This is a genomic window from Niallia sp. HCP3S3_B10, from assembly GCF_052064465.1.
Classification (GTDB): domain Bacteria; phylum Bacillota; class Bacilli; order Bacillales; family Cytobacillaceae; genus Niallia; species Niallia hominis.
Genome location: NZ_JBQHVO010000006.1, coordinates 53,024 through 72,633 on the forward strand (window position 1 = coordinate 53,024; position 19,610 = coordinate 72,633).

Sequence of the window (19,610 nt, forward strand, 5' to 3'; positions counted from 1 at the left end):
TCCACAAAACAACATTCCCCTTATAAAAGGGGAATGAAAAGTATCCTACTGTATAAAAAATCGTTGGATATCATTCCAAGTGACAACGATCATCAACAGCATGAGTAAAGCAAATCCAATAAAATGGACCAACCCTTCTTTTTGTCGGTCAATTGGTTTACCGCGAACTGCTTCGATTGCAAAGAATAATAGGCGTCCACCATCCAATGCCGGTAATGGAAGTAGATTCATAATTCCTAAGTTAATGCTTAAGACAGCCGCCCAATTCATTAAGGAATAGACGCCTGATTGAGCAACAGTATCTGTTGATTGATAAATAGCTACAGGACCACCTAATGCATCAATCGAAAATTGGCCTGTTACTAGTTTTCCAACTGCTCCAATAATATCTTTCGTCCATGTATAGGTTTGTGTTGCTCCATATTGAATAGATTTTAATGGGGATTTTTCCATTGGGCTGTATACACCAACAAGCCCAATTGTTTTCCCATCTACTTCTGTTTCCTTCGGTGTAACATCAATCGTCATTTCTTGTCCATTACGATCAATAAGAAATTCTAAATTTTCCCCTGGACTCTTTTGAATGATAGAAACAACTTCTTTCCATGATCCAACCGACTGGCCATCAATACTTATTACATTATCACCTTCGTGTAACCCAGCACTAATTGCCACCCCATCATCTGTTAGCTTACCAAGCTTAGCTTCATTCGAAGGAATCCCTTGTAATAGAGCGATAACGATAAAAATAAGGAAAGCTAGTACAAAGTTCATGGCAGGACCTGCAAAAATAGCAAGCGTTCGTTGTCCTAATGACTTACTTGCAAACTGACGGTCATATGGCGCAATCTGTGTTTCAACACCATTCTCAACGAAGACCGCGTCTTTTTTAATAGGAAAAACAAGCAGTTTTTCCTCCAAGTCATCCTCAACATAGCCTTTAATGAAGAGCTTATGTTCTAAATCAGCATCCTCAACATTAATAACACGTGCATTTGGATACTTCTCTTTATTATTAATAATGATTTTGGTTACTTCTTCCTTTTCATTTAGGATTAAACCGATTCGATGGCCAGGTTTAATATCGACCATTTCTGGATCTTCCCCTGCCATACGGACATAGCCACCAATTGGTAGAAGACGAATCGTATATACGGTTTCTCCTTTTTTTAAGGAAAGAACTTTAGGTCCCATTCCAATTGCAAATTCACGGCATAAAATACCTGCACGCTTAGCTAAAACGAAATGCCCTAATTCGTGAAAAAATACTAACGCACCAAAAATGATGATAAAAGCTATAACTGTATACAAAATTTAACCACCTTTTTATAGAAGTGTGCTTACTCTTTTTCTTGTTTCTAAGTCAACCTCTTGGATCACTTCAAGACTAGGGTTTAGTATATTCTGATGACTATTTAGTGCTTTTTCGATTAAGTCTTCAATTTGCAGAAAGCTAATTTCGTTATTTAAGAACTTTTGAACCGCCACTTCATTTGCTGCATTTAAAACGGTTGGCAATGTGCCGCCTGCTTTTCCTGCCTCATAAGCAAAATGAAGACATTTAAATCTCTCCATATCCATTTCTTGAAAATGCAATTTTCCTATTGTAGCCAAATCTAATCGTTTCCCATTCGCAACAGAAAGGCGCTCTGGATAGGAAAGGGCGTATTGGATTGGTATTCGCATATCTGGTGTCCCTAATTGAGCAATCACACTACTATCATGAAATTCTACCATCGAATGGATGATACTTTCTTTATGTAATAATACATCTATTTTCTCATACGGAAGCCCAAATAACCAGTGTGCTTCAATTACTTCCAATCCTTTATTCATCATTGTTGCAGAATCTATCGTAATTTTTGCACCCATTGACCAGTTCGGATGATTCAAAGCATCTTCTACTGTCACTTGTTCTAAATCTGTTCTGCTTAAATCTCGGAAGCTCCCACCCGAGGCTGTAATGATTAGGCGCTCAATATTCTTTTGATTTTCCCCTTGTAAACATTGAAAAATAGCCGAATGCTCACTATCAACTGGTAAAATAGGTACATTATATTTTGCAGCAGCTTCCATCACAATATGCCCTGCTGTTACTAATGTCTCCTTATTTGCGATCGCTATAACCTTTTTTGCTTCGATTGCTTGTAAGGTTGGATGTAGCCCAACACTACCAATTACTGCATTAACTAGTATATCTGCTTTATCAAAGACAGCTACTTCCGTTAGACCTTCCATTCCATAGCTTAAATGAATGGTCGGAAAAATTTGTTTTAATTGCTCATAATCGCTTTTTTCTGAAACGGAAACAAGTGATGGTCTGAATTCTTCGATAATCTTTTTTGTAAGTTCTAAATTTCTTCCTGATGAAAAGGCAACTAATTGAAACATATCAGGATGATTTTTAATAACATCCAACGTTTGTGTTCCAATCGATCCAGTCGCCCCAAGCAAACTAATATACTTCACTACCTCACTCCTACACCCATTATTTCCTACCTTTTATTTTAAATTAAATCAAGAAATCGTTCAAAGATAAAATAAAGCAGTGGCCAGACAAAGATAAGGCTATCAAACCTATCCAGAATCCCACCGTGTCCTGGTAATAATCTACCAGAATCCTTCACATCATAATGGCGCTTTAAAGCTGATTCTGTTAAATCCCCAATTTGTCCAAAAATGGATAAGATAATGGTAGTAAAAGCAAAGCCTATAGACCATTCTATGTAGCCAAACACACTAAATAGAACCCCTACCACTAAAGCACTGATAATCCCTCCAACAAATCCTTCGACTGTTTTATTTGGACTGATTTCTGGCCATAATTTTCGCTTTCCAATAGCTCTGCCTATAAAGTAAGCCCCAGAGTCTGTTGCCCAAATAATAAATAACGAATAAATAAGATACGCTAATTGTGTTTCTCTAATTTCAATAAAGAAATGAAATCCAGTTCCTATGTAAATAACAGCCAATATCGAAAATGCGACATCATCAAATGTAAATTTATTTTTAGAAAAAACCATATACGTTAAATACAATAAAACAGCGATTAATCCTATTTCAACTTTTGTGATATTTAAATAATGGTTAGGTAGTACCATCAACCATACAGTAACTAAAGAAATAATTCCCGGAATAGAAAGAAACGGTATTTTTCTCATCCGAAACATTTCAAATATGCCGATTCCGACTAGTAGAAAAGTGAAAAGTACCAGTGGTAGCTTTCCGATTAAAACGAACGGCAAAAATACGGCTATTGCAATAATTGCTGTAATTATTCTTTGCTTCATCTCTAAACCAACTCTCTTCAGACACCGCCAAAACGGCGTTGTCTGTTTTGAAATTCTTCGATTGCTTCTATTAAATGTTGGCCACTAAAATCTGGCCATAAGACTTCTGTAAAATAAAGTTCCGAATAAGCTATTTGCCATAGCATAAAATTACTTATTCTTATTTCCCCACTTGTACGAATTAATAAATCAGGCTCTATTATCTCTTCTGTCATTAAATAAGAGGCAAACATTTCTTCTGATAAGTTGTCTATCTCTATTTTCCCCGATTGACTATCTTTTACAACACCTTTAACAGCGTCTATGATTTCGGCTCGAGAACCATAATTCAAGGCAAAGTTTAATTGAAGACCAGTATTATGCTTTGTTTGTTCCACAGCACGATTTAAGGCATTAAGTGTAGACTCAGGCAATCCCTCTGTATAGCCAATCGCTGTTACACGAACATTTTTCTCTATTAATTCCGGCAAAAATGTACCAAGAAATTGTTCTGGAAGGGACAGTATATAATCCACTTCCGATTTTGGCCTTTTCCAATTTTCTGTAGAAAAGGCATATAGAGTTAACACTTTAATTCCAAGATCATTTGCGATGGTTGTAATCCGCTTAACGCATTTCATTCCTTCATGATGTCCAGCAATTCTCGGCAATTTTCTTTTTTTCGCCCATCGCCCATTACCATCCATGATAATCGCAACATGCTCTGGAATATTTCGCATTTTTAATGCAGATATGCGGTCTTGGAAATTAGAAGAAATTGGTTTCTTTTTCCATAACCTTATTTTGTTAAACATAAAATAGCTCCTCCAAAATAGATCCCTTTCGTATCTTACTATTAACAGTGATTATATGTATACAGTATATGATTTAAACTGTATCTGTTTATATTCTCTACTAAACAACTAGCTTTAAGATAATCATCATAATAACGATATTGCATAATACAAGGATCGACTTTTCTATTAAATTCTTCGTGTCCATAAACCTATCATATCCCCTAGTAAGATAACACAATAAGTTCCCTTTCTATATTATAGGAAAATAGTCAGCTTAAGCAACTAAGAATTAAAAAACTAGCTAGTTTTGGCTATTTTTGGACAAAAATTAATATTTTGGACAATTTTGATCCTTTTCAAATTGATTTATTTATACGTAATCACTTAACACTATTCTTGCTAGCTGGAGGAAGTTATTCCCTCTCTTATCTGCTTTAAACAACTTACTCTTAAATAGACAAAAAGTAATTTTAGAAAAGAAAGACATGAATTTGATGAAGAAAAAAACCCCCTATATAGTAGAGGGTTTCATCAACATATAAACAAATCTCGTTGATTTCCGCTCCAGACACACTTGCTTTTTTGGAGAGAAATGGGAGGAGCGCCTCCTTGGCTTATAGCTTGCAGGGATTTTTCCACTTCCCTCTCTTCCCGCAGAAGTTTAGTGTCCATTGCTGTAAGAATCAACTAAAGAATTCTCATTAGAATACACCTTAGTACCTTGCAGTGTTATACTTCTAAAATTTCTTTTTCTTTTTCTTTTGTTAACGCATCAACTTTACTAATGAATTCATCCGTTAATTTTTGGATATCTTCATTAAAGCCGCGTAGTGCATCTTCTGTGATTTCGCCGTTTTTTTCTAATTTCTTTAGATCATCATTACCGTCTCGGCGGATATTACGAATAGCAATTTTCGCTTCTTCGGATTCTTTTTTCACGTTCTTTACTAATTCCTTACGACGCTCTTCTGTAAGCATTGGAATAGAAAGACGGATAACACTTCCATCGTTTGAAGGATTTAATCCAATATCAGATTTAAGAATTGCTTTTTCAATATCTCCAAGAATCGTTTTATCATACGGTTGAATTACAAGCAACCTAGCTTCTGGAACACTAATACCAGCAATTTGATTGATTGGTGTTGGTGCACCATAATAATCTACTGTAATTCGATCTAATAAGGAAGCATTAGCTCTACCTGCACGAATACTTGCAAGCTCACGTGAATAGCTTTGAATCGCTTTATTCATTTTTTCCTTTGTATTTGCAATAACTTGTTTAGGCATTATTTTTCCCCCTCACGATTGTTCCAATTGTCTCACCCATTACCGCTCTCTTAATATTGCCGTCTTCCATGATAGAGAACACGATTAACGGAATGTCATTGTCCATACATAATGATGAAGCAGTTGAATCCATTACTGCAAGACCGTCTTTAATCACATCAAAATAAGTAAGTTCTTCAAATTTCGTTGCAGTTTTATCTACTTTCGGATCTGCTGAATATACACCGTCCACATTATTTTTTGCCATTAAAATAACGTCTGCCTCTATTTCAGCAGCTCTTAGGGCAGCTGTTGTATCTGTTGAGAAATAAGGGTTTCCAGTTCCTGCAGCAAAAATCACAACACGTTTCTTCTCAAGATGTCGAATGGCACGTCTTCTAATATAAGGCTCCGCTACCTGTCTCATTTCAATTGAAGATTGTACACGTGTTTCAATGCCCATTTGCTCTAAACTATCTTGAAGTGCCAATGAATTCATAACAGTAGCAAGCATTCCCATATAATCAGCGTTCGCTCGGTCCATTCCCATTTCTTCCCCGATTTTACCGCGCCAAATATTTCCACCGCCAACAACTACAGCCGCTTCTACACCAAGATCTGCAACTTCCTTCACTTGCTGTGCTACGTTTTTGATTACACTTGGATTGATACCAAATCCAGCTTCACCAGCTAATGCTTCACCACTTAATTTCAGAACAACACGTTTATATTTTGGATTACTACTCATGGAAACCTCCGCTATATTTGAAATATCTTGAAAAATAGGGAACACCGTGGTGCCCCCTATGATAACATGAATTAATCAATCATTTATTTATTATTATTTCTTATTTACTTGGTTCATAACTTCTTCAGCGAAGTTATCTTCACGTTTTTCGATTCCTTCTCCCACTTCGTAACGAACGAATTCACGTAAAGTAGCACCTTTAGATTCTACAAATTGACGAACCTTTTGGTCAGGGTTTTTAACAAATGTTTGATCAAGTGCACATACATCTTCAAAATATTTGCTTAAGCGGCCTTCAACCATTTTCTCAACGATTTTAGCTGGTTTTCCTTCGTTAAGCGCTTGTTGTGTTAATACTTCTTTCTCATGTGCCACTTCTTCTTGAGAAACTTGGTCACGAGATACATATTTAGGATTTAATGCAGCAATGTGCATTGCAACATCTTTAGCAGCAGAATCATCAGTAGTTCCTTCTAATACAGTTAGAACACCAATGCGTCCGCCCATGTGAAGATAAGCACCAAATGAATCATTATCTGTTTTTGTTTTGATTTCAAAACGACGTAGAGATAATTTTTCACCGATTTTAGCGATTGCTGCATTGATATGTGATTCAACTGTTGTACCTTCCGTAATGTTTGAAGCATGTGCTTCTTCTACAGTTGCAGGTTTAGTTGCTAATAAATGTGTAGCAAGTTCGTTTACTAAGTTTTGAAAACCTTCGTTTTTCGCAACGAAATCAGTTTCAGAGTTTACTTCAAGAATAACTGCTTCATTACCTTCTACAGCGATATAAGTTGAACCTTCAGCAGCTACACGGTCTGCTTTCTTAGCAGCACTTGCAATACCTTTTTCACGTAAGAAGTCAATCGCTTTATCTAAATCTCCATTCGTTTCAGTAAGTGCTTTTTTACAATCCATCATTCCAGCACCAGTTTTTTCACGTAGTTCTTTTACCATTTGAGCTGTAACAGCCATAGTAATTTGCCTCCTTAAGGTTTATGTATTATTTTTTTTACCATTTTATTTCACTTTTAAGCAGGATGCTTGAAAAAAAGGTGATAAGAGGGATGCTCTTTATCACCTTTTCCACAAGTCCCTAAACAAATACTTATTATCCATTAAGTTCAATCAAATTGATCCTAAACTCATTCGTAACAAGTCATGCGGTTCTATTAAGCAGAAGTTACTTCTTCGCCTTGTTTAGCTTCAAGAATTGCATCTGCCATTTTTGCAGTTAATAATTTAACAGCACGGATTGCATCATCATTCGCAGGAATAACAACATCAATTTCGTCTGGATCACAGTTAGTATCAACAATACCAACGATTGGAATATTTAATTTATGAGCTTCTGCAACTGCAATACGTTCTTTACGTGGATCTACGATGAATAAGCAGTCAGGAATCTTCTTCATATCTTTAATTCCGCCTAGGAATTTTTCTAAACGCTCAAGCTCTTTGTTTAATTGAACTACTTCTTTTTTAGGAAGTACTTCAAAAGTGCCATCTTCAGACATTCTTTCGATATCTTTAAGACGAGCAATACGCTTTTGAATCGTTTCAAAGTTAGTTAAAGTTCCACCTAACCAGCGTTGGTTTACATAGTATTGACCAGAACGGATAGCTTCCTCTTTAACTGAATCTTGTGCTTGCTTTTTCGTACCAACGAAAAGAACTGTACCGCCGTTTCCAGCTAATTCTTTCACATAGTTATAAGCTTCTTCAACCTTTTTAACTGTTTTTTGAAGGTCGATGATGTAAATGCCGTTACGCTCTGTGAAAATATATTTTTTCATTTTTGGGTTCCAACGGCGAGTTTGGTGACCGAAATGTACACCAGCTTCAAGTAATTGTTTCATTGAAATAACTGACATGTTTTTTCCTCCTAATGGTTTTGATTTCCTCCGCTTTTTTCATTTTTAATCAAAACTGTAAATAATACAGCACCAATGATTAAATCCAAAAGCGTGTGTATTAACACCATTTGTTAATATAGCATATGTACTACATACAATCAAGTATATTTACGAATTTTGTCTAAATTTAAGGAGTAGCTCCATTTCTGTCTTGCCTTTATTTAATGTTTTCGCTATTTCCTCAATGCTTTTTCCTTCTGCTTGCATCTCAGAGGCTAATTCAGCAATAGACTTTTCCTTCTTTTCTTTCTCTGGCGGAAGGATTAAGTTCAACAGCTCTTCCATATCTTCCTTCTCTAGTCTATCTTCTTTATTATTTTCTCGTTCAGACGGAGAAGGAGAGGTATTTTTATATACATTTAACATGGCTTTATTCCCTTTCAACTCTTTCGGCTTAAAGTCAACGTTTGTCGCATCATCCATCTCTTTTTCCTCTCGCTTCTCCTGTTGTATTACTTTAGGTTGGAATGAATAAAGCTTTTCGATAAACTGTTCATTATCCTCTTTAATTTCCGATATAAAGGTAGAAATTATTTCTTCCATTTCCTCTATATTCTTTTTCTGTTCTTTTTCTATGTCGACAAACCGGTTTTGTCTAAGATATAAAATGACAATACTAAGTATAGCGATTAAATTTAATGTAATGCTTAAAAAAAGTAAAAAGTTAACCATTTTATCCCTCTATCCACTAAAGTCGATACTTTGTCCCTTATATGGGTGTATCGTGGTATTCTCTATTTCGTTAAACTCCTTCTTTTCTTCACTCCTTGTTTGTTCGTGAAGGTGTTTATCTCCCTTTTTATTAGAATTGACTTTTCCCTTTCCTTCTCCCTTTATGACCGTTATTCTTTTTCTTTCCTCTTCTTTTCCAGCTTCTTTGGCAGCGAAAGAATACATTTGCTGATGTTTCTGATCTTGTTGTTCTTGAAGCTTTCCTGCATCATAAGTTCTTGGTAGAGCAACTTGCATTTCTATTGCCTTCAAACTCATATGCCTTCACCCATTTCATTAGATTACTTTTTCTAAAGAATGCCTTAATTTAAAGATAGCTTTTGAATGTATTTGCGATATTCTTGAAGTGGATAAATTCATTACTTGTCCGATTTCCGTTAACGTTAATTCCTCTTTATAAAACAAACTAATAACAAACTGTTCTTTCTCATTTAGCTCCTGAATTTTTTCTGCCATTTCTTGCACTAATTCATCCTTGATAACTTTTTCTTCTGGAATAATGGTTTTATCATCTCGGATTGAAAAACTTTGTGCCTCTTTCTCCTCCCCCTCATTTAGCTGCTCATCAATAGATAGCACGTTGGCAAAAAAGTGTTCATTCATCGTACTATACACTTCTTCAACACTTGTGCCTAATTCATCAGCAACTTCCTGTGCAGTGATATTTCTCATTAATTTTTGTTCCAGTTTTTCAATTGCGGCTTCAATCTTCTTTGACTTTTCCCTTGTCCCCCTTGATAACCAGTCTTCCTTCCGAAGGCCATCAATAATACTTCCTCTAATCCGAAAAGATGCATATGTATCAAACTTTAAGTCTCTATTTGGATCAAATCGTTGTAAAGCATCATATAAACCCATCATCCCGAGGCTCGTTAATTCGTCTCGCGACACACTTTTCGGTAATCCTATGGATATTCTTTGCACATGAAAACTAACTAAAGGCATATACTTCTTTATTAACTGGTTGCCTGCTTCTTGATCTCTCGAACTAATCCACAATTCCCATGCTTGCTTTTCTTCTGTTGTTGACTCATTGGCCATTAAATACCCTCCTCTAAAAAACAGTGAACATTAACATTCGCACTAAATCTTTTCTGTCTATAATCGTAAAGGAGAAAGAGACTTTCATTCTTTCCTTTCCTTTTTCTACAAGAAAACTACATTTATAAAGCCATTCACTAAAATGAACACTCATCAGCAGGCTTTCCCCTTCTCCCACTAATGGTCAGCTGAATCCTCGGACATGTAAGGACGGTTCGTCTCCCTGTTATCTTTTGAATTATAAAAAGCAAGAAGTGAGAGTCTTACTTATGTTTAGGAGTAGGAACAGAGAATAGGTCGTCCCATTTTTTCATTTTCGTGCTTTTTATTTTTATCCTTTACATTCCTATCCATTCAGCAAAAAAATAAGAATTATAATTAAGATACTTCGTCCCTTTTTATGTATATATTTCACTATTGATTTTAGCAGAAGACATGATTTTTTATCTATCCTTTCTAATACCGCTACAAAAAATAGGTATAAAGACTTATTATAAATTTGCTTCAAAAATAAGAAGTTTTCTTTTCGGCCACAATATGTTCACAGAATCTCGATGGGAGCATTCCAGTTAAACTGCTATAGTATTTATTCAATAAAAAAGCAGCAAAAAAAGACTAGCTCTTAACAAAGAATAACCTATAGAATAGGAATTCTTTTTAACGAGAGACAGTCTTATTCTTCACTCCTATTCGGTTCATTAAACAAACTACTTTCGTCCAACTTAGATAATATGTATTCCTTTGTTCACCGTACGAATCGTTAATTGATGGGTAGCTGGGGAAAATTCAATTGTTCTTCCGCTATTCCCCCCTACATCTTCACTAACTATTTTAATCCTTAATGCTTCCAATGTATTTTTCACTGCTTCTACATTTCTAGGACCTATTCTCATAACATCGCTTGTTCCATTAAACTGAAACATTTGCGCTCCGCCAGCAATTTTGGCTAATAAGGAATGTCTTTTTACCCCTAACCCTTCTAAACGTTCCACTAATTCAATAATCGCTGTATCTGCAAATTTAGCCTTATTTATAGTTCCAGATTTTGAAATAGACGCTTCTGGCAGCATGATATGTGCTAATCCAGCAATAGATTTCATTGGACTATATAATACAATTCCTACACAGGATCCGAGTCCTGAGGTTCGAATCGTGTTAGGAGGATGTACCACATTCATATCAGCAATTCCAACTTTTATCACTGTAGTCTGTTCAGTCACCATCTTTCACTCCTAATGACTGAAATAATGTGCTAAAAGAGTCTGGATCAGGCAATAAAAAGAAATGTCCATTTACAGTATCAGAAAGCTTAATATCTTCTCCATTCAATTCTGTATTGATGACAATTGCATAATCGCTTACTTGTGAATGTTCGACTAATCCATATGTAACAATCGCGCCAACCATGTCAATGGCAAGCGCTGGAACAGATGGATATAAGGATAGCTGCGTGAAATCGGATAAGGAAGATAAATAGGAACCAGATAAAATATTTCCCAATTCCTGTAATGCTGAAATAGATAACTCATCATATGGCAGTGCAAAGTTAACAGAAGTATCTCCAATCATATCCTGGACAAATTTAGTTGCCTGCTCGATAGGAAGAATAAAGAACATACTTCCAGGAACATCGCCCTCTATTCTTAAGAAAACTCCTGCAACAATATTATCTGCCCCTCCAGCCATTTCCATCATTTCATCAAATGTTACAATTTGAACATCAGGCACCTTCATATCAATCTTTTTATTAAGGAGCTTTGACAAAGAGGTTGCAGCGTGTCCTGCCCCAATATTACCAATTTCTCTTAATACATCAAGCTTCATTGAATCAATATCATTTATATAACCCATGCTTATTCATCACTTTTAGTAGTAGAATAATTTCTTAAAATAGTGCGGTCAAACACTTTTTCTAAATCTACAAGAATTAGTAAACGTTTATCAAGCTTGACTACCCCTTTAATATAATCAACCTCATCCCCATTAATGGTTTCTGGAGCTGGCTCATATAAAGCAGTATCTACATCTACAACATCATTGGCTGAATCAACAATAATGCCTACTTCCATATCTTCTAACATAATAATGATGATTCTTGTACTTTCTGTGTAAGGAATTTCTTCCAAATTAAACCGAAGCCGTAAATCAATAATCGGCGTTACTACTCCTCTTAAATTAATCACACCTTTAACAAAAGGAGCGATATTTGGAATTCTAGTAATATGCATATTCTTTTCAATGGACATGACTTCATTGACAGAAATAGCATATTCCTTTCCTTTCAATTCAAATATTATTAATTTTTCGTCTGTTGAAACTGCATCACTCATCTTTTTCATCCCTCTCCAATTAACCTTATCTACATACTAAAGCCAAAGAGTCTTTATCATCACCTAAGTGATGCTTTATGTCATTTTATAGCATGCATTAACATTTCCACCATTTGATGTGTTTGCCATATTAATGGGTATTATGTTTGCTACATAGACATACATCTTTTATAAGAGAATTATTTAATTAATGCATTACAATCCATTATTAGTGCTACTTGTCCATCACCCAAAATGGTTGCCCCAGATATTGCATATGCACTTGAAAGGTAAGCACCTAATGACTTTAATACAACTTCTTGCTGTCCGATAAATCCATCCACAACAAGACCTGCGAGTTTTTCTCCTTTTCTTACGATAACAACTGAATAATATTCACTTTCCGCTTTTGTTGATGGAACATCAAAAATATCTTTTAAGAATAATAATGGAACCACTTTACCTCGGAAATCAATGACTGTCTGATTATGGGCATGCATTACATCCTTTTTATAAACAATGGCTGTCTCAATAATCGATGACAATGGAATGGCATACTTTTCAGCTTGAATTTCTACTAGCATTACAGAAATAATCGATAGGGTTAATGGTAATTGAATAGAGAATAGCGATCCTTTTCCTTCTTCTGATTCGATTGTGATGGAACCACCTAAAGATTCTATTGTATTTTTTACAACATCAAGTCCTACGCCACGTCCCGAAATATCTGAGATTTGGTCTGCGGTAGAAAACCCAGATGCAAAAATAAGTTCAGCAATTTGCGAATCCGTTAATGTCTTAGCTATTTCTTTTGAAACAATGCCTTTATTAATAGCTTTAGAAAGAACTTTCTCTTTATTAATCCCTGCTCCATCATCTTCGAGCTCAATAAAAACATGGTTCCCGCTATGATATGCACGAAGAACGACTGTCCCTTCTTCATGTTTATTATTTGCTCTTCTAACCTCTGGTGTTTCCACTCCATGATCAAGCGCATTGCGGATTAAATGAACTAACGGATCGCCAATTTCATCAATAACCGTACGATCGAGTTCAGTTTCAGCACCAATGATTTGCAAGTCAATTTTCTTATTTAAATCACGAGCAAGCTGTCTTACCATTCTTGGGAAACGATTAAACACGGTTTCAACAGGAACCATTCGCATATTCAAAATAATATTTTGCAGGTCTCCTGTTACTCTTGACATTCTCTCCACGGTTTCATGCAGCTCTTGATCTTTAAGATTAGAAGATATTTGCTCTAATCTTCCTCTGTCTATAACAAGCTCCTCAAAAAGATTCATCAAAATATCTAAACGCTCAATATTAACACGAATGGTCTTATTCGAAATTTTAGTCGCCGTTTGTTTCTCTGGCTGCTTATTTTCTGCAGGAGCATCATTTTCTGCAACAGGAGTATTTTTCTTTTCTTCCTGCCCTTCCTCCACCACATTCATTTCAGTTGTAGATTGGTCTGCTTGCTTACCTGATATACTAGTTGCAAAAAACTCTCTTACTTCTACCTTTTCTACTTCTGAAACTTTCATGATAGATGTTTCTATTTTATTAGCTGCTTCTTTTGATATAAGAGTTATCATAAAATCATAATCAAACTTTTCTTCCTCTAGCTCATCTACTGGTGGCACCGATTTAACAACTTCTCCTAATGATTCTAAAGCTTCAAAAATCATATATACTCTTGCAGCTTTTAATAAACAGTCGCTTTTCAATGTAATATTAATTTCATAAGTAAAAAAACCTTGATCTGCTGATTGTTGTAATACGGTCGTTTCAAATTGATCATAATGATTTTCTCTTGCTGGAGCTTTTTCTATAGTAGTAGCGGCAACCTCAACCTCCGCTTTCTTAAGTTGATTTATCGGTTCGCCTTTTTCGATTTGAACAAGCTTTTCAACAACTTCCTCTACATTCCTCTTTCCGTCTCCACCACTGGCAATTGATTCTACCATCGCATCAAGATCATCGACAGCTAAGAAAATGACATCCAATATTTCAGGAGAAAAAACAATCTTCTTATTTCTGATTGCATCAAGCACATTTTCCATTTGATGGGTTAGGCTCGCTAAGTCCTCATACCCCATTGTCGCCGACATCCCTTTTAAAGTATGGGCTGCACGGAAAATCTCATTTACTATTTGTAAATTCTCAGGATCCTTTTCCAATTCTAATAGATGTTCATTACATGCTTGTAAATGTTCTTTACTCTCTTCAATAAAAACTTCTAAATACTGACTCATTTCCACCTTGCTTCACATCCCTTGACGTTATACATATTTCATAATAGTTTCCGCAATTTGATCTACCTTTTGAATATCATCTATATAATTCGTGGCAATAGCTGTTTTAGGCATTCCAAAAACTATACATGTTTCTTGCGACTCAGCGATAGCTTTTAGATAGCCCTGTCTTGCTAATTTCTTTAAACCCTCTGTACCATCAGAACCCATACCAGTCATAATAACTGCAATTTTTGCATAGGCTTTCAATTCGCTAACAGACTCAAACATTACATCTACTGATGGCCGATGACCGTTTAGAGGTGCTGCTTCGTCCAACACAATGGCTGTATGACCTCCAGCTGTCTTTACCTTTAAATGCAAACCACCTGGCGCGATATAGGCAACACCATTACGGATAATTTCGCCATGTTCGGCCTCCTTTACTGTAATCGCCGATAACGTATTAAGGCGATTTGCAAGCGAACGGGTAAATCCTGCTGGCATATGCTGAACCACTAAAATCGGTGCTTCTATATCACTTGGTAAACTAGTTAAAACTTTTTGCAACGCTCTTGGACCACCTGTCGATGTTCCAATAACCACTACTTTTTTCATAGGTTTCATCCATTTATCTGAAAAACCTATCTTTTGTACTACTTTCTCTTTTTCTTCGCTTGGTTCCATTTTACTATAAGAAGATTGTGAAGGAATAGTCTTTTTTCCTTCATTAGAGAGATTTATTAATGTTTTTCGCTTTACATTGCTTGCCAAAATTATTTTTTCTATTAATTCCTGCTTTACTTTATATAAATCTAGAGAAATAGAACCAGATGGCTTTGTAATAAAATCAATTGCACCTGCCTGCATTGCCTGAATGGTACTTTCCGCTCCCGCCTTCGTTATACTTGAAAGCATTAGAACTGGTACAGGATGCTCTGCCATCATTCTCTTTAAAGCACTTAGTCCATCTAATACTGGCATCTCAACATCAAGAGTTACCACATCAGGAGCTAATTCCTTGACTTTTTTAATGCCATCCTCGCCATTTCTAGCGGTGCCAATAACGGTTATTCTCGTGTCTTCAGAAAGAAAATCAGTAATTAGCTTCCGCATAAATGCAGAATCGTCAATAACGAGAACCTTTATTTTCTCCACTTTAATCCCCAACTACCTTTCAAACAAAAACCTTTTTAATTTTGACACAAAAGAGTGTCTATTAACTAGATGAGATTCTGTAAACTGTTGTTTACCATATCTATCGGCAATTTCACGCAAAGCTTTAGATGCTTCTGATTTTTCATTAAAAAAGACGAAAGGAATTTGTTTTCTGACAGCCTGTGCAACATTTGTATCATCTGGAATATAGCCTAGGTTAATAAGATCTCGATGTAAAAATTGTTTCACTACTTGACGAAGCTTTTGGAGTGTCTCCACTCCATCTTTTTTCGTTATCGTACGATTAACGACAAGATACAATGGAAGTGTATTGTTCCTCGTATGAATGAATTTCATCGCTGCATAAGCATCTGTTATCGATGTCGGTTCCGGCGTAGTGATGACAATACAATCATCAACAGATAATATGAATTTTAAGGAATCCGTACTGATTCCTGCTCCCATATCAAGGAGGATATAATCATATTGGCTTAACAACATATGAAAATGCTGAAAGAAACTTTCAAGCTTCTCCTCCTCGATATTAACAAAATCACTAAGTCCAGAACCACCTGCAATATAATCTAGTCCCTCGAACCCCTTTGTAATAATATTCTCAAAGCCGATATTATTTCTAAAAAAATCAACGATTGTAAAACGAGATTGGGTTCCCATTAAAATATCAATATTGCCCATTCCTATATCCATGTCAATTAACAATGTACGGTAGCCCCGTTTTTGTAACGTGAGGGCAAAATTAAGAGAAAAATTTGATTTCCCAACCCCACCTTTTCCACTTATAATGGCTAATGTTTTGTGATTAGACTGATTTTTACGATTTGTATTCAATTGCTCGATTTTTTTTCTTAAGATTGAAGCCTGATCTGTCATTCTTAATCTACCTCAATTATTTTATTTACCAGCTCTATTGGCGTTGCTTGGATAATATCGTCAGGAACATTCTGCCCTGTCGTAATATAGGCAACACCCTTTTTGCATGAAACGATTAAATTGATCATTGCTCCATAAGAAGACGTTTCGTCTAATTTTGTAAAAATAAATGAGTCGATTTCAATTGCTGAAAATTGTTGATATATCTCTTCTAAGTCTTTCTGCTTTGCCGTCAACGATAGAACAAGCAATGTTTCCATTTCTCTTTTATAATCGACAACTTGCATCAAATCTTCAACATATTTTTTATTTCGAAAATTTCTTCCTGCTGTATCAATTAAAATAATATCGCAATTTTCTAATTTCCTTGTTGCGTTTTCAAAATCTTCCATCGAATAGCAAACCTCAAGGGGAACATCCAAAATAGTTGCATATGTTTTAAGCTGTTCAATCGCTCCAATCCTGTATGTATCTGTCGTAATAAAGCCTACCGTTTTTTGTTGCTTTAAAATTATATTTGCTGCTATTTTTGCTAAAGTTGTTGTCTTTCCTACACCGGTAGGACCAATTACATTAATATATTTTTTGGATAAAGAGATTTCTCCAAAGGAATAGGAGGAAATTTCCGTTAATAGAAGCTGTTGTGCCCATTTAAAAACATCAGGTTCTTGTACATTTTCCCCTGCTGCATACCATTTAGCCACAAGTTCTTTAACCAATCTGTCTTTAATGGATTTTTCTATTTCATGTTTTGCTAATTGGTGCACTACTTTTTTTATAGGAGTAGGGATGGAGAAGGAGACATTGCTACTTAAGTCTCCAAATGCTTGTACATGTTGATTAATTTCATCAAGTTGCTTTACGATATCCGGATAATCAGCACTCCCTTTCCCATTCACTGACTGATCTATACTAGGTTGATCAAAAGATTTTGTGTTAGGTGGTTGTTCTTTTATTAATATTGGATGCCGCACCTCGTTCTTCTTCATTTGTTTATATTGAGGAACGGGCACATCCGAAACACTTGGATCAATTGCTGCAAGGACTTCTATGTTTCTTTTTTTAAAAAGGCCTAAGAAGCCTCCTGTATAAATCACTTTAGAATGAAGAATAACGGCATCATTTCCTAATTCAGCTCGAATTCTTTTCATAGCTTCCGGCATATCACGTGCTATATATTTTTGTATTTTCATTCGATATTCACAACTCCCACACTTTGAACTTCCACATTTGCTTCTAATTCATTGTACGATAATACTGGAACTTGTGGAAAATAGCGTTCTGTCAATTGTCTTATATACATACGAACAGCTGGTGAGCATAAAAGAATCGGTAGCTGTTCCATGACAGACAGTTGCTCAATTTGTCCTGCGATGCTTTCTAAAATGGACTGAGAAACACTTGGATCAAGTGCCAAAAAGTTTCCATGTTCTGTTTGTTGTATATTATCCACTATTAGTTTTTCCACTTTTCCTGATAAAGTTACAACTTTTAGGGAATCATTTTGATTTGAATATTGATTGGTTATTTGACGAGCTAATGATTGTCTTACATACTCAACAAGTAAATCTGTATCAGATGTCATCTTCCCAAAGTCTGCTAATGTTTCAAAAATCACTGGCAAATTGCGGATAGAAACATTTTCTTTTAACAATTTTGCGAGAACCTTTTGGATTTCTCCTATAGATAACGGACTAGGTGTCACTTCTTCAATTAAGATTGGGTAGCTTTCCTTCACATGATCCACTAATTGTTTTGTCTCTTGTCTGCCTAATAATTCATAAGCATTTGCCTTAATAACCTCCGTAATATGGGTCGATACGACAGATGGCGGATCTACTACTGTATATCCAAATATTTCTGCTTGTTCCTTTGTGCTTTCTGTAATCCATTTAGCTGGTAGCCCAAAGGATGGCTCAATAGTATCAATACCTTCTATAGCATCATCATCCATCCCTGGACTCATTGCTAAATAATGATCCAACAATAGCTCTCCGCGCGCTCTCTCATTCCCTTTTATTTTTAACCGATATTCATTTGGCTGTAATTGAATATTATCTCTTATACGGACAACAGGTATTACCAGTCCTAATTCTATTGCTAGTTGTCTCCTAATCATAACAACTCGATCTAACAGGTCTCCACCTTGATTAGCATCTGCAAGCGGAATCAGTCCATATCCAAACTCAAATTCAATTGGATCCACATTTAATAAACTAACGACACTTTCTGGACTCTTCAACTCATCTGTCTGTATTTCTTCCTCCATCTCTTGCATCTGCTCCAAATCAGGCTTTGGCTTTATCGACAAGTAATAGGCACCAAAGATAAGAAGTCCTGCAATAGGAATGGTTAAAAAGTCATCTATCGGTGTAAATAATCCTAAGAGAAAAATGGTTCCGCCAGCAACATACAGCATTTTCGGATAAGCCATTAGCTGTGATGTAATATCAGAACCTAGGTTACCTTCAGAAGCAGCTCTTGTTACCACAATACCTGTTGCAGTAGAAATTAATAATGCAGGTATTTGGCTGACAATTCCGTCCCCTACTGAAAGTAAAGAAAAGTGCTGGGCAGCATCTGCGGTTGCCATTCCAAGCTGGGTCATTCCAATTACAATTCCAAAAATCAGGTTGATAAAAACAATAATAATACCAGCAATGGCATCCCCTTTAACGAACTTACTGGCACCATCCATAGAACCGTAAAAATCTGCTTCTCTACTTACTTTTTCTCGACGCTGTCTTGCTTCTTGCTCGGAAATAATTCCAGCATTTAAATCAGCATCAATACTCATTTGCTTCCCTGGCATAGCATCTAATGTAAAACGAGCTGCGACTTCTGATACACGCTCTGAACCTTTCGTAATAACTACAAATTGAATGATAACCAGAATTAAAAAGACCACTAACCCAACAACAATATTTCCGCCAATAACAAAGGTTCCAAAGGTATGTACTACCCCACCTGCATCCCCTGTAGATAAAATGGATCTAGTAGTGGATACATTAAGCCCTAGTCGAAAAAGGGTTGTTAATAGCAAAAGCGAAGGGAAAATAGAGAATTCGAGAGCTTCACTCATATTCATAGTTAATAATAGGATGAGTAGCGCCAATGTAATATTAAGTAAGATAAGAACACTTAATAACCACGTTGGAAATGGAATAATTAACATTGCAATAATGAGAATTACTCCTATCACTACGATTAAGTCTTTCCTTGCCATTTCTTCCGCTCCTTAAA

Annotated in this window: 19 protein-coding genes; all 19 read right to left on the reverse strand. The window is 35.8% G+C overall.

Features of this window, described 5'->3' with window-relative positions; genetic code table 11:
* Nucleotides 1–45: 45 nt before the first annotated feature.
* Nucleotides 46–1,311: an RIP metalloprotease RseP gene (rseP, locus tag ACTNDN_RS05110; RefSeq protein ID WP_031534548.1), complete on the reverse strand. Its 1,266-nt coding sequence runs from the start codon at nt 1,309–1,311 to the stop codon at nt 46–48.
* A 15-nt stretch (nt 1,312–1,326) separates the two neighbouring features.
* Nucleotides 1,327–2,469, reverse strand: a complete 1,143-nt coding sequence (gene dxr, locus ACTNDN_RS05115; protein WP_031534547.1) for a 1-deoxy-D-xylulose-5-phosphate reductoisomerase — start codon at nt 2,467–2,469, stop codon at nt 1,327–1,329.
* 38 nt (nt 2,470–2,507) lie between these two features.
* The gene (locus ACTNDN_RS05120) at nt 2,508–3,290 is read right to left on the reverse strand and encodes a phosphatidate cytidylyltransferase (RefSeq protein ID WP_031534546.1); all 783 of its coding nucleotides are present in this window, start codon (nt 3,288–3,290) and stop codon (nt 2,508–2,510) included.
* A gap of 17 nt (nt 3,291–3,307) precedes the next feature.
* Nucleotides 3,308–4,084 (reverse strand): isoprenyl transferase, encoded by a 777-nt coding sequence (locus tag ACTNDN_RS05125; RefSeq protein WP_031534544.1) that lies wholly within the window; start codon nt 4,082–4,084, stop codon nt 3,308–3,310.
* Between the two features lie 711 nt (nt 4,085–4,795).
* Entirely contained in the window at nt 4,796–5,353 is a 558-nt protein-coding gene (gene frr, locus ACTNDN_RS05130) for a ribosome recycling factor (protein ID WP_031534542.1), read from the reverse strand.
* The gene (pyrH, locus tag ACTNDN_RS05135) at nt 5,346–6,080 is read right to left on the reverse strand and encodes a UMP kinase (RefSeq protein WP_031534539.1); all 735 of its coding nucleotides are present in this window, start codon (nt 6,078–6,080) and stop codon (nt 5,346–5,348) included. The genes frr and pyrH overlap by 8 nt, the downstream gene beginning before the upstream one ends.
* Nucleotides 6,081–6,173: 93 nt before the next feature.
* A complete protein-coding gene (gene tsf / locus ACTNDN_RS05140; RefSeq protein WP_031534538.1) occupies nt 6,174–7,058 on the reverse strand; it encodes a translation elongation factor Ts in 885 nt (294 codons plus the stop codon).
* A 197-nt stretch (nt 7,059–7,255) separates the two neighbouring features.
* Nucleotides 7,256–7,957 carry a 30S ribosomal protein S2 gene (gene rpsB, locus ACTNDN_RS05145; RefSeq protein WP_031534537.1) on the reverse strand — a complete coding sequence of 234 codons (702 nt, stop codon included), beginning with the start codon at nt 7,955–7,957 and terminating at the stop codon, nt 7,256–7,258.
* Nucleotides 7,958–8,107: 150 nt separating this feature from the next.
* Entirely contained in the window at nt 8,108–8,671 is a 564-nt protein-coding gene (locus tag ACTNDN_RS05150; protein WP_031534535.1) for a hypothetical protein, read from the reverse strand.
* Between the two features lie 9 nt (nt 8,672–8,680).
* A complete protein-coding gene (locus tag ACTNDN_RS05155; RefSeq protein ID WP_031534533.1) occupies nt 8,681–8,989 on the reverse strand; it encodes a hypothetical protein in 309 nt (102 codons plus the stop codon).
* Nucleotides 8,990–9,007: 18 nt separating this feature from the next.
* Nucleotides 9,008–9,772, reverse strand: a complete 765-nt coding sequence (locus tag ACTNDN_RS05160) for a FliA/WhiG family RNA polymerase sigma factor (RefSeq protein ID WP_284561329.1) — start codon at nt 9,770–9,772, stop codon at nt 9,008–9,010.
* A 722-nt stretch (nt 9,773–10,494) separates the two neighbouring features.
* Nucleotides 10,495–10,992 carry a chemotaxis protein CheD gene (locus ACTNDN_RS05165; protein WP_081836533.1) on the reverse strand — a complete coding sequence of 166 codons (498 nt, stop codon included), beginning with the start codon at nt 10,990–10,992 and terminating at the stop codon, nt 10,495–10,497.
* Nucleotides 10,985–11,623: a chemotaxis protein CheC gene (locus ACTNDN_RS05170; RefSeq protein WP_031534528.1), complete on the reverse strand. Its 639-nt coding sequence runs from the start codon at nt 11,621–11,623 to the stop codon at nt 10,985–10,987. Before ACTNDN_RS05170 ends, ACTNDN_RS05165 begins: the two co-directional genes overlap by 8 nt.
* A 2-nt stretch (nt 11,624–11,625) precedes the next feature.
* Entirely contained in the window at nt 11,626–12,102 is a 477-nt protein-coding gene (locus ACTNDN_RS05175; RefSeq protein ID WP_035415917.1) for a chemotaxis protein CheW, read from the reverse strand.
* 179 nt (nt 12,103–12,281) lie between these two features.
* Entirely contained in the window at nt 12,282–14,345 is a 2,064-nt protein-coding gene (locus ACTNDN_RS05180; RefSeq protein WP_441130819.1) for a chemotaxis protein CheW, read from the reverse strand.
* Between the two features lie 21 nt (nt 14,346–14,366).
* Nucleotides 14,367–15,476 (reverse strand): protein-glutamate methylesterase/protein-glutamine glutaminase, encoded by a 1,110-nt coding sequence (locus ACTNDN_RS05185; RefSeq protein WP_031534523.1) that lies wholly within the window; start codon nt 15,474–15,476, stop codon nt 14,367–14,369.
* Nucleotides 15,477–15,488: 12 nt separating this feature from the next.
* Nucleotides 15,489–16,367, reverse strand: coding sequence for a MinD/ParA family protein (locus tag ACTNDN_RS05190; RefSeq protein WP_031534522.1), 879 nt, complete (start codon nt 16,365–16,367; stop codon nt 15,489–15,491).
* Nucleotides 16,368–16,369: 2 nt separating this feature from the next.
* Entirely contained in the window at nt 16,370–17,560 is a 1,191-nt protein-coding gene (gene flhF, locus ACTNDN_RS05195; RefSeq protein WP_031534520.1) for a flagellar biosynthesis protein FlhF, read from the reverse strand.
* A complete protein-coding gene (gene flhA, locus ACTNDN_RS05200) occupies nt 17,557–19,593 on the reverse strand; it encodes a flagellar biosynthesis protein FlhA (protein ID WP_284561333.1) in 2,037 nt (678 codons plus the stop codon). Before flhA ends, flhF begins: the two co-directional genes overlap by 4 nt.
* Nucleotides 19,594–19,610 lie beyond the last annotated feature (17 nt).

Coding starts and splice junctions, on each gene's coding strand:
- ACTNDN_RS05120 (WP_031534546.1), bottom strand. CDS start 3,290: ATGAAGCAAAGAATAATTACAGCAATTATTGCAATAGCCGTATTTTTG.
- ACTNDN_RS05125 (WP_031534544.1), bottom strand. CDS start 4,084: ATGTTTAACAAAATAAGGTTATGGAAAAAGAAACCAATTTCTTCTAAT.
- frr (WP_031534542.1), bottom strand. CDS start 5,353: ATGCCTAAACAAGTTATTGCAAATACAAAGGAAAAAATGAATAAAGCG.
- pyrH (WP_031534539.1), bottom strand. CDS start 6,080: ATGAGTAGTAATCCAAAATATAAACGTGTTGTTCTGAAATTAAGTGGT.
- tsf (WP_031534538.1), bottom strand. CDS start 7,058: ATGGCTGTTACAGCTCAAATGGTAAAAGAACTACGTGAAAAAACTGGT.
- rpsB (WP_031534537.1), bottom strand. CDS start 7,957: ATGTCAGTTATTTCAATGAAACAATTACTTGAAGCTGGTGTACATTTC.
- ACTNDN_RS05150 (WP_031534535.1), bottom strand. CDS start 8,671: ATGGTTAACTTTTTACTTTTTTTAAGCATTACATTAAATTTAATCGCT.
- ACTNDN_RS05155 (WP_031534533.1), bottom strand. CDS start 8,989: ATGAGTTTGAAGGCAATAGAAATGCAAGTTGCTCTACCAAGAACTTAT.
- ACTNDN_RS05160 (WP_284561329.1), bottom strand. CDS start 9,772: ATGGCCAATGAGTCAACAACAGAAGAAAAGCAAGCATGGGAATTGTGG.
- ACTNDN_RS05170 (WP_031534528.1), bottom strand. CDS start 11,623: ATGGGTTATATAAATGATATTGATTCAATGAAGCTTGATGTATTAAGA.
- ACTNDN_RS05175 (WP_035415917.1), bottom strand. CDS start 12,102: ATGAGTGATGCAGTTTCAACAGACGAAAAATTAATAATATTTGAATTG.
- ACTNDN_RS05190 (WP_031534522.1), bottom strand. CDS start 16,367: ATGACAGATCAGGCTTCAATCTTAAGAAAAAAAATCGAGCAATTGAAT.
- flhF (WP_031534520.1), bottom strand. CDS start 17,560: ATGAAAATACAAAAATATATAGCACGTGATATGCCGGAAGCTATGAAA.
- flhA (WP_284561333.1), bottom strand. CDS start 19,593: ATGGCAAGGAAAGACTTAATCGTAGTGATAGGAGTAATTCTCATTATT.